We start from the raw sequence: 13,675 nt of genomic DNA on the forward strand, positions 1-13,675 counted from the left end.
CTTCCACGCTTTATAAGGGATAGAGCGTATTTCCGAAAATTCCTATCGTTTTTCGGGTAAGAGTACCTGTAAAATAATGGTTAAAGCAGTTTGATTGCTTCTATGAAATCACAAACTACTTTAATATTCATCAAACAAAAAGGGGCGCATTCACACCCCTCTTTGCCAATTATGTATTAAGCTTAGAAGCGATAGCTCAAACCGGCACGAACGAGGTTCTCTTTAAGGTCGGCTTTTTCTGGCCCTGAACCCAAATCAAACTTTTGTGTACCAAAATCTTGGTAAGAGTATTCAACACGTGTAACCAGCTGATCCGTAAGAGCGTGCTCAACGCCAGCACCTAATGTATAACCGGTTGCGGTTTTACTATCTTTTACGCCAGCATCTTTCGCTTCGAACTCGGCAATCGCAACACCCGCTGTACCGTAAAACAATGTGCGATCAACAGCATAACCGGCGCGGCCTCGAACGGAGCTATTCCAGCTGGAAGAAAACCGGGAATCGCCAACCTTATTATTGATATCATTGTATTGAATGTCAGCCTCAGCACCGACAACGATGTTTGGTGTCACCATAAAGTTATAACCACCATGAACACCGACACTAGCACCGTTATTATTATCATCCAGGGCACCAACTGAGGTTCCTTTGCCGTCGACACCAGCAAAACCCCAACCTACATTCCCACCAACATAAGCACCGGTCCAGTCATATGTATCATAGGTTACTGCTTGGTCATAAGCTACCGGCGCTTGTTCCTGCGGTAAATCCGCAGCAAAAGCACTGGTAGAAAGCAAACCCAAGGTAATAGCAGTTAAAGTGGTTGTACGCAGCATTACTCAGCTCCAAAGTATCTCTTTATCATCTAACAACCAAGACCCTAGATGCCCCGGGCCTTGAAGATGCTTAAGATATGGGAGCCCAATGTGTTACAACCTGAGGCAAAAAAAGGAAAAATTGAGACAAATCTAGGTAAGTTTATGTCATTGGTTTTAACTAATTGATTTTTATAGCACTACGTGCACACAAGCGCTGTAGATAAGCCTTCACACACGGTTACAGTTTATTTCATCTGTTGAATATCCAACAGATATCTATTCATTTTCACATATGCCCCTTCAAGCAAGCACCTTCAATGCCTATATAGCCAAGTGTAATAGCTTGAAGGCGCAAAAGGGTGTAAGCGCACAACACTATTACATGTATAGGTATAAGGCATTCCCATGAGAACGAGTGCTATAACAATTAATTAAAATGCTAAGATAATGGCATCGGCTACGGCTGCAAAGGTAAAATCGGAAACAATAATGCCACATGGATATATTTACCTCATAGGGGGCATGACAGCACTCATTTTTACCGGCGATTTGCTGGTACGCGGCGCTGTTGGTATCGCCCAGAAGCTGGGCATCCCCTCGATGATTATCGGTTTAACAATTGTGGCGTTTGGCACTTCAGCACCAGAGCTCATGGTTTCCATTAAGGCGTCCTTAAACGGCAATAGTGGCATTGCCATAGGAAATATCGTTGGTTCAAATATTGCCAACGTTCTAATGGTGCTAGGTCTTCCAGCGCTTTTATTTTCAACTTCTTGCAATGAAAACGGTGCGCTCAAAAGCGCCAAATTCATGATATTTATATCATTTGTTTTTGTAATCCTAATGATGCAAGGAACTCTTGGATTAAAAGCAGGCTTCATCCTTCTCACATTTCTAGGCTACTTCCTTTACGAATCTTTCCTCGAAACCAAACAACATCGTGATCTCAACAAGGCGATACAAAACGAAGAGAAAGATGAGTTGGACGTGGAGGACATAGACCCAGAATCCATACCAAGCAAAACATGGGTTTCTGTTGCTTTTATTATTGTTGGTCTAATCGGCTTACCCATCAGCGCCAAGTTTGCGATTGACGGGGCGACCGTCTTAGCACGTTCTTGGGGCGTCACAGATGCGGTAATAGGCCTAACTGTTGTAGCTCTCGGCACATCCTTGCCCGAATTATCAACGACATTAATGGCCGCTATGCGTAACCACTCAGCAGTCGCGCTTGGAAATGTCATCGGCTCGAACATCTTTAATATTCTCGCCATTATGGGCATAACAAGTATCATAACGCCCGTTCCAATACCGCAACAGTTAATAGACTTTGATGTTTGGGTTATGCTCTCGTGCGCGGGTCTGGTCCTGTATTTTGCAACACATGGCAAGCAGCTTGGGCGCCGATGGGGGCTTTTTCTAACCATAAGCTATATTGCGTACACTTATGCGGTATTTATTCTCGGAAAGGCTTAACCCTTCCTCCTCCAATAGATTACGCAACAATACAGCCGGTTTGTTCTTGTTGTGTTTTCCATGCTACAATATGGGCAACACAACACATAACTAAATTATCATTAGGCTTCGCTCCTACCAGCAATGATTAGATGATGAACAAACCAGACCCGCAAGTTCCTAATAAAACAACAAATTTTGATAGCGATAATTCAGATACAATAGCAAATAGCGACACCTCCACGAAAACAGAACCTGTCAAGGTCGGCGTTGAAGTCATTAAAGATTTCGTGAAGCGATTACCAATGGGGCCTGGCGTTTACCGTATGCTGGATGCGCAAGAAAACGTCCTTTACGTTGGTAAAGCGCGTTCTCTAAAAAAGCGGGTCTCCAGCTATACGCGTTTGCAAGGGCAGCCCAACCGCACCATGCGTATGATAATGGCAACAAGTTCCATGGAATTTATCGAAACGGAAACTGAGCCAGAAGCCCTTCTTCTTGAAGCAAACCTTATCAAGCAGCTACGACCACGCTTTAACGTTTTGTTGCGAGACGACAAGTCCTTTCCCTATATTCTGGTCAGCTCCGATCATCCCTCCCCAGCACTTATTAAGCACCGTGGCGCACGTACACGAAAAGGCGACTACTTTGGTCCTTTCGCCAATGCCAGCGCAGTTAACGACACAATAACCGCAATGCAAAAAGCATTTTTGCTTCGAAACTGTACTGATAGTTACTTTGCCAATCGCTCACGTCCTTGCCTGCAATATCAAATCAAACGTTGTGCAGCCCCTTGCACAAACGAAATATCTAAGGATGGCTATAATCAACTGGTGAAAGAAGCCAAGGCCTTTCTTTCCGGCCGTTCTCATCAAATTAAAAAAGACATGGCAACAGCAATGGAAGAGGCAGCCGAACAACGGGACTATGAAACAGCCGCCGTTTTTCGCGACCGCATCTCGGCCCTATCCCATGTGCAATCACACCAAGGCATTAACCCTCAAAATACAGAGGAGGCAGATGTCTTTGCGCTTCATAATGAAGGTGGTCAGTCGTGCATTCAGGTATTTTTCTTCAGGACTTGGCAAAACTGGGGCAATCGCTCCTATTTTCCAAAGGCCGATAAAAGCTATGAAGCAGAAGAGATACTGCAAAGCTTTATAACCCAGTTTTATGGGGACAAACCGGTACCCAAACTGGTTTTGATCTCACATCAATTGCCAGAGCAAAGCTTGCTAGAACAAGCTTTATCTGCCAGCACGAACAGAAAAATTGAGGTAATCCAACCCAAACGAGGCGAAAAGAAAGAGCTGCTTGATCACGCTTTAAGCAATGCTAAGGGAGCATTGGGTAGAAAACTGGCCGAGACCTCCAGCCAAACGCGCTTGCTCAAAGGAGTTGGCGAGGCATTTAATCTAGACCGTCCACCTCGTCGTATAGATGTCTATGATAACTCGCATATCCAAGGTGCCCACGCTGTTGGTGCCATGATCGTTACTGGCTCAGAAGGTTTTGCAAAAAAGCAATATCGCAAATTCAATATCAACGCCAGCGAGACAACTCCAGGCGATGATTACGCCATGATGCGCGAAGTCCTAACAAGAAGATTTAAGCGCTTGTTGAAAGAGGCCCCAGACGAAATCAATTCAACGGCACGCTTTCGAGATGCAGCTGCGAATACAACCAACAACCACCAAGAACGAGACCAAGAGCAGCTCTCGCAATCGGAAACGACCGATATCCCCCAATGGCCAGACCTGGTACTAATCGACGGTGGCCAGGGTCAGCTCCAGGCTGTGCGCACTGCTCTGGAAGAAATCGGTATAACGCATATCCCGCTTGTTGGTATTGCTAAAGGCCCCGACAGAGACGCAGGCAAAGAAAAGTTCTTCATTCATGGCAAGCCAAGCTTTATGTTCAAGGAGCGAGATCCAGTTCTGTACTTTGTTCAGCGCTTACGCGATGAAGCACACCGCTTTGCAATTGGCACACATAGAAGTAAGCGAAAAAAAGAAAACCTTGCCAACCCGCTTGATGAAGTTACAGGCATAGGTCCGGCAAGAAAACGAGCTCTGTTACGCCACTTTGGCTCTGCAAAAGCTGTTTCGAGAGCAGGCTTGGGGGACCTGGAAGCCGTTGAGGGTATTTCGGCTAAAATCGCTCGCATAATCTACAATCATTTTCATGAATAGTCGGCGACAACCCCTACTATCGTGCATTGCCTGTTAGTAACATTGTGATGTGCCACACCCGGCAGCGAATCTCTGTAAGAAAGCATCAAACAGCATCTAACCTAGGGACCATCAAGATCCGCATATGGCAAAGCTATACTTTAATTTCTCTGCTATGAATGCAGGTAAGTCGACCTTGCTTCTCCAAGCCTCCTACAACTACCAGGAGCGGGGAATGCAGACATTGCTTTTTACAGCTGCAATTGATGACAGAACAAGTGTGGGTGAAATCTCTTCCCGTATTGGCCTGAACGCTCAGGCCCAAATCTATGATGACAATCTTGACCTCTTCCAAACAGTCCAAAAACAGCATAAATTAGAAAAACTTAGTGCAGTATTTGTGGATGAAGCACAGTTTCTGTCTAAGCAGCAAGTTTGGCAACTGGCTCGTGTGGCAGACGATTTAAAAATACCAGTTATGTGCTATGGTTTACGGACTGATTTTCAAGGGAAGCTATTTCCTGGTAGCGAAGCGCTATTAGCTATTGCGGACATCCTGCGCGAAGTCAGAACCATATGCTGGTGCGGACGTAAAGCAACAATGGTCGCCAGATTGGACGAGCAAGGGAAGATCTTGGAAGAAGGCGACCAAGTTGTGATTGGCGGCGAGCAAACATACATTTCACTATGTCGCTCCCACTGGTCAAAGCGCCAGTTAAGTTCTCAGCTTGGCGAAGAGCCCCCAATACAGGACCTCAAATGCCTTCCCGCATAATTCGAAAAAAGGATAGTGACATGTCTTTATTCTCTCGTTTATTCGCCGGCAAACAACAACCAGAAAAAAAACAAAAAGAAGTCTACAAGGGCTTCGAAATACAACCCAACCCGGCAAAGCGTGGGGGTACTTGGCAAACACAGGGCATAATAACCAAACAAATTGATGGCGAAAACAAGCAGCATGAGTTCATTCGTGCCGATACTCATGCCACAAAAGAAGAGGCTCAAGCCCACAGCCTACGAAAAGCAAAGCAAATAATTGATGAACTCGGAGAAGATATTTTCAATCAAGCATGAAGTTGCGTTTCTCCAACCCAGCCCTTAACAAACCCACCAAAATAGAAGGCATGTCATACACGATATACAAAGGCTGCATAAATTCATCGTTGTATCAAGGGCTATCTATGTTTATGTAGTCATTACCATAATATTTAAACATGATCTGAGCATTCAACGGCAAGTCAGTTAGGGTAATATGTCACGCCAAACACTTTTTGCACTCCCCAACGTACTTACCTACCTGAGAATTCTTGCAGTTCCGGCGGTAGTCATTGCCTTCTACTTCCCAGGGCATACAGCCAGATGGGTCGCCTTTTTCATATTTGCATTTGCAGCTATAACAGACTTTTTTGACGGATATCTTGCCAGAGCCTGGAAGCAACAATCTTCACTCGGAAAAATGCTTGACCCGATTGCAGATAAGCTGTTGGTCTCTGTTTGCCTTCTCATATTGACATGGAAAGGTACAATAGGCAGCGTATCAGTAATTGCAGCTCTAATCATTCTTTGCCGTGAAATTCTTGTTTCTGGACTGAGAGAATTCCTAGCTGCACTACAAGTTTCTGTACCCGTTACAAAACTTGCAAAGTGGAAAACCACAACACAATTACTTGCCCTCGGCTTTCTTCTTGTAGGTCCTGCAGGTAATATTATCCTGCCGAAAACAACTGAAATCGGTATAACCCTTTTGTGGATCTCGGCTATATTGACCATCTATACCGGCTACGATTATTTCAAAGCCAGCATTGGCCACTTGGTAAATGAAGAACAAACATAAACTGCGTTAAACAAGCAGGAGTAAGAACAATGAAAATTCGCTATTTCGCTTGGTTACGCGAACGTATTGGTACCGCCGAAGAAGAGCGCGATCTCCCGGAAAACTTAGTTACTGTAGCAGATTTAATTGCTTGGTTAAGCCGAATTGACGAAGGATATGCTTACGCTTTCGAGCAACCGGAGACTATTCGCGTTGCCATAAACCAAGAGCATGTTGAAATAACGCAGCCCTTGTTAGATGCAAAAGAAATCGCCTTTTTTCCCCCGATGACTGGCGGCTAGTACGATTTCATTTAGCGAGGGGAAAAGATATGTCTGCATTTAAAGTCCGCGTTCAAGAAGAGAATTTCAATTGCGAAGAGGAAACAAAGTCCCTCAGCGCAAATCGTAAAGACATTGGCGCAATTGTCAGCTTTACAGGGTTATGCCGTGATGAAAATCAAACCTTAGCAGCCCTTGAGCTCGAACACTTTCCTGGTATGGCAGAAAAACAGATCAGCTTTTATTGCCAGCAAGCCGTAGAACGATGGCCATTAACAGGGCTTACCGTGATACACCGCTTTGGAAAAATCCCCGCTGGCGAGCAAATTGTACTGGTTATTGCCTGTTCAGCACACCGCAGGGCAGCATTTGAAGCGGCTGATTTCTTAATGGACTTCCTCAAAACAAAAGCGCCATTCTGGAAAAAAGAGCATTTTCTAGACGGCCAGACTGGCGGCTGGGTTGAGGCAAAACAAGAAGATGAAGAAGACACCAAGCGTTGGCAATAATTAGACGGTTGTGTGTTTTTTGGAGAGCCGCCCCTTGCAAATAAGAATGTTAACACATTAACCACTTTATTGCCTTGACTTGTTTTCTTATTTTCTCCTAATTGTTTCCTAACCTTCCCATACGGTTTCAACGAATTATCACACTTTTTCTAGTATGAACTGTGCACCAACAACACAGCAGGTTTAAACATGGCTCCATCTGCGCCTAATGATAAAAATTCATCTAACGCTCTTTCTTTTATCGAGTTTATATTAATTGTTGCTGCCTTGATGGCACTTAACGCCCTAGCAATTGATACCATGTTGCCTGCACTTCCCCAGATGGGCGAAGCATTAAACGTAATACACGAGAATGACCGACAGCTCATTATCACTGCATATCTCATTGGTATGGCAGCTGCATCACTACTGTTCGGACCACTATCAGATGCCGTTGGCCGCAGAAAACTGCTGATTATTGGCTTGCTTATCTATAGCTTGGGAGGAATTCTATCTATTTTTGCCACAGACTACGAGCATATGCTGGCAGCGCGAGTGCTTCAAGGTATAGGTGCAGCTTCACCACGCGTTCTAACAATATCCATGGTACGCGATTGGTATTCTGGCCGTGATATGGGCAGGGTTATGTCATTAGCAATGATGATTTTTATGGCAGTTCCCATAATTGCCCCCTCAATTGGGCAGTTAATATTGCTAATGGCCCCATGGCGCGCAATCTTCATCGTCCTAACTTCGTTTGGTGTTCTTTTACTTATATGGCTGCAATTCCGCCTACCAGAAAGTCTACCACCTGAAAAGCGTAATAAATTCAACCTTAAAACTATATATTATGCCTATAAAAAGGTGATTGTAACACCAATTAGCTTTGGTTACATGCTCGCCATTTCCCTAATCATGGGAGCTTTGTTTGGCTTTATTAATTCAATTCAGCAGATCATGGTCGATATATTCGATATGGGAAAAGCATTTCCAATTATCTTTGCGGGCATCGCGGTGACTATGTCTCTGGCCGCTTATCTAAATGCCACCTTAGTTCGGAAAATTGGTATGCGAAAGCTTGCCCACGGTGCCCTATTAATGTTCACGCTCTGCGCATTGATCAACAGTTTCCTAGCCTACAGTGGCCATCAAACCATAGTAACTTTTGTTATCCTTCAAGCACTCACAATGTTCTTCTTTGGTTTTGTGGGGAGTAACTGTAATGCCATGGCTATGGATCCAATTGGCGATATCGCCGGCACAGCCTCTTCGCTAATTGTATTCTTCACCACACTTGTTGGCGCATTAATTGGCGCTGCTATCGGTGCAAGTTTCAATGACACCACAATTCCGTTAACATTAGGCAGCGCTGTGCTTGGCTCTCTTGCTGTGATTGTCGTTTACTTCACAGAAGGACAACGCCTCTTCACACCAAAACACGACGACGACTAACGCAAAAAGGGGGCAACTGCCCCCAATTATTGAAAGTCTCGTATGTGAATTTCACTTGGACTTACTCTGCAGCTTGAGCCGCATTTTTAGGTTGTACTTCAACAGCGTAATCTTCAACCAGCTGTTTAACAATGTCACCAACAACAAAATTATAAGGTCCAATTTCGCTCACTGGTGTCACTTCAGCAGCCGTACCCGTTAAGAAACACTGCTCAAAGTCGGCGAGCTCTTCAGGTTTAATCACACGTTCAATCACTTCAATGCCGCGTGCTTTCGCAAGCCCGATAACAGAGCGCCGTGTGATACCGTCAAGGAAACAGTCAGGTTTAGGCGTGTGGATTTTGCCATCCTTGACAAAAAACACATTGGCACCTGTCGCTTCAGCAACATCGCCTTTGTAATCCAACATCAATGCGTCGGTATAGCCTTTAGCCTCAGCCGCATGTTTGGAAATCGTACAAATCATATATAGGCCGGCCGCTTTTGCCCGAAATGGTATAGTTGCCGGGTCTGGACGGCGGTAGGTTGCCATATCCAGACGAATACCTTTTAGCTTTTCTTCCGGAGAGAAATAGCTAGGCCACTCCCAAGCAGCAATTGCCAGATGAATTGTGTTTTTCTGCGCGGCAATACCCATTGCTTCACTACCGCGCCAAGCCACAGGGCGGAAATAGGCATCCACAAGTCCCTGCTCTTTCATGAGCAACTCACAAGCGCTATTTATTTCTTCAACGCTGTAGGGAATTTCAAAGCCCAACTCTCTTGCAGAGAACAACAATCGCTCTGTATGCTCTTGCAGCCTATAAATTTTCCCACCATATGCGCGCTGTCCCTCAAATACCGAGCTGGCATAATGAAGGCCGTGCGAAAGCACATGCACCTTCGCCTCAGCCCAAGGAACCAACTTTCCATCATACCAAATTACACCATCGCGCTGGTCAAAAGGGATACCCGCCATAACCTGTCTCTTTCCAAAAATGGCGAACAATTCACAGTGTCTATCAAGCATGAGCCGACAAACATGGCCTGTTCAACTGAAAACTGATAATAGATAGTCAGTGTCACTGTCCTAATAAATCGGCAAGAGACACAAACCCAACAGTGCAAATGAAGCAGAGTACAGAATGGTAATAATCGAAAACCTAATCTGTAATAATTATTGTTTCATTGCGCCGTTAACACCATATAGGTAACAACTTTGCAAAAATAAGTCAACATAGCTTACCCATTTTTTGAGGGATAGTTTTGTGGCATAAACTGGAGAACCCATGGGCATGGTAAAGGCCGAAAGTGAAAAGCCTCGATTTGATCTCATTGAATTGCTGTTCTTTGCTTATCGCGACTTCACAAGTGACCCAGATATACTGCTCGATAAAATAGGGTACGGCCGTGCACATCACAGAATTTTGCACTTTGTGCATCGTAACCCCGGTTTACGTGTTTCAGATTTGCTCAATATTTTGGGAATCACCAAGCAAAGCTTAGGAAGGGTCCTCAAGCAACTGGTTGATGATGGCTATATCACGCAAGAACCTGGCCAGTTAGATCGAAGAGAGCGCTTACTATACACAACAGATAAAGGAAACGGGCTTTGTACCGGCTTATCAAAGTTGCAAACACAGCGCATCAATGAAACCATAGCGTTAATGCCAGAAGGCAGCGATGAAACCATAAAGCAATTTCTATATCTCATGATTAATGAGGACCAACGCAATTTGGTTGCTAAAATGATTGCAAGTAGCACAGCGGGGGAGAATTAAAGTGAATGCAGCAACACCACCTGAAGATAATGCCCCGCATCTCCTATTGATTGACGACGACAGCCGCATCCGCGACCTTCTAAAGCGATTTCTGGGCGAAAATGGTTTTCGGGTTACAGCTGCGGCAGATGCAGCAGAAGCACGGCGCCGCATGAAAGGCTTGGAGTTCGACCTTCTTATTTTAGACGTTATGATGCCGGGAGAAAGCGGTTTAGAACTTGCCAAGGATTTAAGACAAAAAAGTGCAATACCCATACTCATGCTCACAGCCCGCTCTGAAACAGAAGATAGAATCAGCGGCCTGGAAGCCGGTGTCGATGACTATGTTGCCAAACCTTTTGAGCCCCGAGAACTGCTCCTACGCATATCGGCAATTCTCCGCCGTGGCGGCCCTCGCTCAACAGCTAAACCCCAAGCAATGAATTTCGGGCCCTTTCGTTATAACCCAGAGCGCGGCGAGCTAAAAAAGGATGAAGAGCACATTCGCCTTACGGATAGGGAAAAGCAAATCCTGAACCTGTTCGCTCAAAACATGGGACAAACAGTTGCCAGAGAAGACTTGGTGGGTGCAGATAACACCCAAGGCGAACGCACAGTCGATGTACAGGTCAACCGCCTGCGTCGAAAGCTGGAAGATGACCCGAGCAACCCGCTTTATCTACAAACAGTCCGTGGTATCGGATATCGCTTAATTACCGATAATTAATTGCAAAGCAGGCACAAGGTGACTTAGGGAAGATATAATGCCCCATCAGATACGCTCCCCTAAATTTTTTGAAAGGATGCATAATAGTCTCAAGCGGCTTTGGAAAAGTATTCTCCCGCCCTTAAATGCAATCCACTCAAAAATAGAACCTATACTTAGCCTCTTATTAAAGCCTTACCATAGTGCAACAAAATGGTTGCACGCCCACCTACCCAAAGGTCTTTATTCGCGATCTTTGCTTATTATCATAATACCTATGGTGTTACTGCAGTCGTTTTTGGCCTTCGCCTTTTTGGAGCGCCACTACGATCTAGTCACCCGAAGGCTATCAGAGGCTGTTGTAAGAGAAATAAGAGCTATCGTCGAGGTTGCCGAAACCTATCCGCAAGATGCCGATTTTAAACAACTCCGTACACTTGCCTCGCAGGCTTTAAATCTCACAGTCTCGGTATTGCCGAAAGAGCCATTGCCACCGCCAAAGCCAAAACCTTTTTTTGACTTGGTAGACCGTTATATGAGTTCCCAAATCGCAGTCACAATCAAGAAACCATTCTGGATTGACACGATTGGCAACTCGCGCTTTGTTGAAATTCGCATACAGCTCAAAAATCACACACTCAAATTTATTGCTAGACGCTCTCAAGCACACGCCTCCAACTCTCATATCTTTATCGTCTGGATGGTAGCAACCTCAACGGTGTTGGTTACTATCGCCATATTGTTTCTGCGCAATCAAATCCGCCCTGTCATTGAGCTTGCCGATGCTGCCGAAAGCTATGGTAAAGGGCGCATTGTCAAAGAATTTCGCCCTCATGGAGCAAGAGAGGTTAGACGAGCAACACTCGCATTTTTAGATATGCGGCGGCGTATTGAACGACATGTAGAACAACGCACAACAATGTTAGCTGGCGTTAGTCACGATTTACGCACAATCCTCACCCGTTTTCGACTTCAACTTGCGTTATTTGACGATTCACCGGAGGTGGCAGCATTACGCCGTGATGTTGATGAAATGAGCCGGATGTTAGAGGACTACTTATCCTTCAGCAAAGGGGATAAACAAGAAATCCCTCAAATGGTTGACGTTTCTTTATTGCTAGAGGACCTGGAAGTAGAGGCCGAAGTTGTTGGCGCGGACGTCTCCTCAAAATTCGAAGGTGACCCACTTGTCATGTTGAAAGGCCAATCATTTCGCCGCTGCTTACTCAACTTGATCTCAAATGCCGCCCGGCATGGCAAAACAGTTAGAATGATGGGCAATAGAACCCCAGATTGGCTAGTGGTCACGATTGACGACGATGGTCCGGGAATTTCTCCCGAAGAACGCGAAAATGTTTTCCGCCCCTTTTACCGCATAGACAGCTCAAGGAACCAAGACAGTTCCGGTTCTGGGCTTGGTCTATCCATTGCAAGAGATGTTGTGCGCGGCCATGGCGGAGAAATTTTCCTACGCGAAAGCCCAATGGGGGGACTGCGGGTCCGCGTACGTATCCCAATTTAGCAATAGGGCAATTATTGCAACCGCTTAGTGCAGGCGAGCGCCTAAGGGTGCGTCTTTTGCGACTCCGGCAAGCACAATCTCCCCACCTTCATCGCGAACACCTAATACCAGTACCTCTGACATAAAACTGCCTATTTGGCGGGGTGGAAAATTAACGACTGCGAGCACCTGCTGCCCCACAAGCGCTTCCATACTGTAATTACCTGTAATTTGCGCCGAAGACTTTTTCAGCCCGATTTCAGCACCAAAATCAATGAGCAATTTATAAGCGGGTTTACGCGCTTCTGGAAACGCATTCACTTCAATTATTTTTCCAAGGCGAATATCAAGCTTTAAAAAATCTTCAATAGTTGCACTCATTCAAACACCACATCTCAAAACATCTCTAAGGCAGTCAGGATGCATATTGACCACCTCTCATCAAGCCATTGCATCTCAATTAGGCAGTGCGCGATCGCCGACACCTTTTGAAAGCCGCAAGGGGTGACTGGCGAACGAAACAATCAACCCGCTTTGCCAGCGGTCCAATTTGTTTTTCTAGCTTATCAGCACGAGACAACCAAACGCCACCCTCTCGCAACATACGGTCCATTTCCGCCATGGATTTTGCATTATTCCCGTCCTCCTCCTTCAACCATTGCCGTACGACGCGGTTGAAACCGACCATCAGCGCTCGTGCCATTGCTTGCCGCCGAAAACCAGACACCTCGATACCGGCCCCTGCCATCATCCAAAACATCGAGCTACTTTGTAAACTCATCAGACGACAAGCAAGAAAAGGTTCGCATCGAGCTTCCCTACAAATATTGGCAAATGCCTTGCGATATTTCTCCATAATATCAAGCCGTGTCATCAAAACATCAAACAAACGTTCTCTTGCAGGCTCCTCTGCCATATCACTATCAATATTCGCGAGAACCTCTTGATCCACTTTATGTAAGAATGCACTAAGTAACTCATCACGACTACGATAACAGGTATGTACTTCAGCTAAGCTCATCTCGCAGCGCTGCGCAATATCGCTAAATTGTATTTCAGTATAATTCACTTCGCCCATCACATTTATAAAGTGATTAAGAACTTTCTGCTTGGTCTTTTCGGTGGGCATTGGCATTCCTCCTTAAGCTTGCGCAGTATGAATTATTCTAGGCTACAATAAATCTAAGACTAACTAAACCCAATAATCTCTAAATCAATCAATAAGAAGTATCAGTACAATCAAAAGTGCAA

General features: G+C 45.3%; 15 protein-coding genes. 11 read left to right on the forward strand and 4 right to left on the reverse strand.

The window, feature by feature from the left end:
* Positions 1 to 182: 182 nt before the first annotated feature.
* Positions 183 to 836 carry an outer membrane protein gene (locus tag AYK67_RS10990; protein ID WP_068086280.1) on the reverse strand — a complete coding sequence of 218 codons (654 nt, stop codon included), beginning with the start codon at positions 834 to 836 and terminating at the stop codon, positions 183 to 185.
* A 471-nt stretch (positions 837 to 1,307) separates the two neighbouring features.
* Here AYK67_RS10990 and AYK67_RS10995 point away from each other — a divergent pair, with 471 nt between their 5' ends.
* The 8 genes from AYK67_RS10995 (at position 1,308) to AYK67_RS11030 (ending at position 8,478) form a co-directional block, all read left to right on the forward strand.
* The gene (locus AYK67_RS10995) at positions 1,308 to 2,294 is read left to right on the forward strand and encodes a calcium/sodium antiporter (protein WP_068086519.1); all 987 of its coding nucleotides are present in this window, start codon (positions 1,308 to 1,310) and stop codon (positions 2,292 to 2,294) included.
* A 134-nt stretch (positions 2,295 to 2,428) separates the two neighbouring features.
* Entirely contained in the window at positions 2,429 to 4,465 is a 2,037-nt protein-coding gene (gene uvrC, locus AYK67_RS11000) for an excinuclease ABC subunit UvrC (RefSeq protein ID WP_068086283.1), read from the forward strand.
* A 124-nt stretch (positions 4,466 to 4,589) separates the two neighbouring features.
* The gene (locus tag AYK67_RS11005; RefSeq protein ID WP_068086286.1) at positions 4,590 to 5,219 is read left to right on the forward strand and encodes a thymidine kinase; all 630 of its coding nucleotides are present in this window, start codon (positions 4,590 to 4,592) and stop codon (positions 5,217 to 5,219) included.
* Between the two features lie 20 nt (positions 5,220 to 5,239).
* Positions 5,240 to 5,518: an HlyU family transcriptional regulator gene (locus tag AYK67_RS11010; RefSeq protein ID WP_068086289.1), complete on the forward strand. Its 279-nt coding sequence runs from the start codon at positions 5,240 to 5,242 to the stop codon at positions 5,516 to 5,518.
* A 178-nt stretch (positions 5,519 to 5,696) separates the two neighbouring features.
* Positions 5,697 to 6,278 (forward strand): CDP-diacylglycerol--glycerol-3-phosphate 3-phosphatidyltransferase, encoded by a 582-nt coding sequence (gene pgsA / locus AYK67_RS11015; protein WP_068086293.1) that lies wholly within the window; start codon positions 5,697 to 5,699, stop codon positions 6,276 to 6,278.
* A 29-nt stretch (positions 6,279 to 6,307) separates the two neighbouring features.
* Positions 6,308 to 6,559, forward strand: a complete 252-nt coding sequence (gene moaD, locus AYK67_RS11020) for a molybdopterin converting factor subunit 1 (protein WP_068086295.1) — start codon at positions 6,308 to 6,310, stop codon at positions 6,557 to 6,559.
* A 29-nt stretch (positions 6,560 to 6,588) separates the two neighbouring features.
* Positions 6,589 to 7,047 carry a molybdenum cofactor biosynthesis protein MoaE gene (locus AYK67_RS11025; RefSeq protein ID WP_068086298.1) on the forward strand — a complete coding sequence of 153 codons (459 nt, stop codon included), beginning with the start codon at positions 6,589 to 6,591 and terminating at the stop codon, positions 7,045 to 7,047.
* 189 nt (positions 7,048 to 7,236) lie between these two features.
* The gene (locus AYK67_RS11030) at positions 7,237 to 8,478 is read left to right on the forward strand and encodes a multidrug effflux MFS transporter (RefSeq protein WP_068086301.1); all 1,242 of its coding nucleotides are present in this window, start codon (positions 7,237 to 7,239) and stop codon (positions 8,476 to 8,478) included.
* 61 nt (positions 8,479 to 8,539) lie between these two features.
* On the opposite strand, the gene AYK67_RS11035 is transcribed toward AYK67_RS11030, so the two are convergent.
* Positions 8,540 to 9,436, reverse strand: a complete 897-nt coding sequence (locus tag AYK67_RS11035; RefSeq protein ID WP_068086304.1) for a branched-chain amino acid aminotransferase — start codon at positions 9,434 to 9,436, stop codon at positions 8,540 to 8,542.
* Between the two features lie 310 nt (positions 9,437 to 9,746).
* Here AYK67_RS11035 and AYK67_RS11040 point away from each other — a divergent pair, with 310 nt between their 5' ends.
* The 3 genes from AYK67_RS11040 (at position 9,747) to AYK67_RS11050 (ending at position 12,445) form a co-directional block, all read left to right on the forward strand.
* A complete protein-coding gene (locus tag AYK67_RS11040; RefSeq protein WP_208976271.1) occupies positions 9,747 to 10,238 on the forward strand; it encodes a MarR family winged helix-turn-helix transcriptional regulator in 492 nt (163 codons plus the stop codon).
* Positions 10,234 to 10,944, forward strand: coding sequence for a response regulator (locus AYK67_RS11045; RefSeq protein WP_068086525.1), 711 nt, complete (start codon positions 10,234 to 10,236; stop codon positions 10,942 to 10,944). The genes AYK67_RS11040 and AYK67_RS11045 overlap by 5 nt, the downstream gene beginning before the upstream one ends.
* A gap of 277 nt (positions 10,945 to 11,221) precedes the next feature.
* On the forward strand, positions 11,222 to 12,445 hold the full coding sequence (locus tag AYK67_RS11050; RefSeq protein ID WP_208976272.1) for an ATP-binding protein: 1,224 nt from the start codon (positions 11,222 to 11,224) through the stop codon (positions 12,443 to 12,445).
* Positions 12,446 to 12,469: 24 nt separating this feature from the next.
* On the opposite strand, the gene AYK67_RS11055 is transcribed toward AYK67_RS11050, so the two are convergent.
* Together AYK67_RS11055 and AYK67_RS11060 are read right to left on the reverse strand one after the other, a co-directional pair.
* Positions 12,470 to 12,805 (reverse strand): tRNA-binding protein, encoded by a 336-nt coding sequence (locus tag AYK67_RS11055; RefSeq protein WP_068086307.1) that lies wholly within the window; start codon positions 12,803 to 12,805, stop codon positions 12,470 to 12,472.
* Positions 12,806 to 12,884: 79 nt separating this feature from the next.
* Positions 12,885 to 13,553 carry a hypothetical protein gene (locus AYK67_RS11060; protein ID WP_068086309.1) on the reverse strand — a complete coding sequence of 223 codons (669 nt, stop codon included), beginning with the start codon at positions 13,551 to 13,553 and terminating at the stop codon, positions 12,885 to 12,887.
* Between the last annotated feature and the right edge of the window lie 122 nt (positions 13,554 to 13,675).

The organism is Polycladidibacter stylochi (assembly GCF_001562055.1).
Taxonomy (GTDB): Bacteria; Pseudomonadota; Alphaproteobacteria; order Rhizobiales; family Stappiaceae; genus Pseudovibrio; species Pseudovibrio stylochi.

Coding starts and splice junctions, on each gene's coding strand:
- AYK67_RS10990 (WP_068086280.1), bottom strand. CDS start 836: ATGCTGCGTACAACCACTTTAACTGCTATTACCTTGGGTTTGCTTTCT.
- AYK67_RS10995 (WP_068086519.1), top strand. CDS start 1,308: ATGCCACATGGATATATTTACCTCATAGGGGGCATGACAGCACTCATT.
- uvrC (WP_068086283.1), top strand. CDS start 2,429: ATGAACAAACCAGACCCGCAAGTTCCTAATAAAACAACAAATTTTGAT.
- AYK67_RS11005 (WP_068086286.1), top strand. CDS start 4,590: ATGGCAAAGCTATACTTTAATTTCTCTGCTATGAATGCAGGTAAGTCG.
- AYK67_RS11010 (WP_068086289.1), top strand. CDS start 5,240: ATGTCTTTATTCTCTCGTTTATTCGCCGGCAAACAACAACCAGAAAAA.
- pgsA (WP_068086293.1), top strand. CDS start 5,697: ATGTCACGCCAAACACTTTTTGCACTCCCCAACGTACTTACCTACCTG.
- moaD (WP_068086295.1), top strand. CDS start 6,308: ATGAAAATTCGCTATTTCGCTTGGTTACGCGAACGTATTGGTACCGCC.
- AYK67_RS11025 (WP_068086298.1), top strand. CDS start 6,589: ATGTCTGCATTTAAAGTCCGCGTTCAAGAAGAGAATTTCAATTGCGAA.
- AYK67_RS11030 (WP_068086301.1), top strand. CDS start 7,237: ATGGCTCCATCTGCGCCTAATGATAAAAATTCATCTAACGCTCTTTCT.
- AYK67_RS11035 (WP_068086304.1), bottom strand. CDS start 9,436: ATGGCGGGTATCCCTTTTGACCAGCGCGATGGTGTAATTTGGTATGAT.
- AYK67_RS11040 (WP_208976271.1), top strand. CDS start 9,747: ATGGGCATGGTAAAGGCCGAAAGTGAAAAGCCTCGATTTGATCTCATT.
- AYK67_RS11055 (WP_068086307.1), bottom strand. CDS start 12,805: ATGAGTGCAACTATTGAAGATTTTTTAAAGCTTGATATTCGCCTTGGA.
- AYK67_RS11060 (WP_068086309.1), bottom strand. CDS start 13,553: ATGCCCACCGAAAAGACCAAGCAGAAAGTTCTTAATCACTTTATAAAT.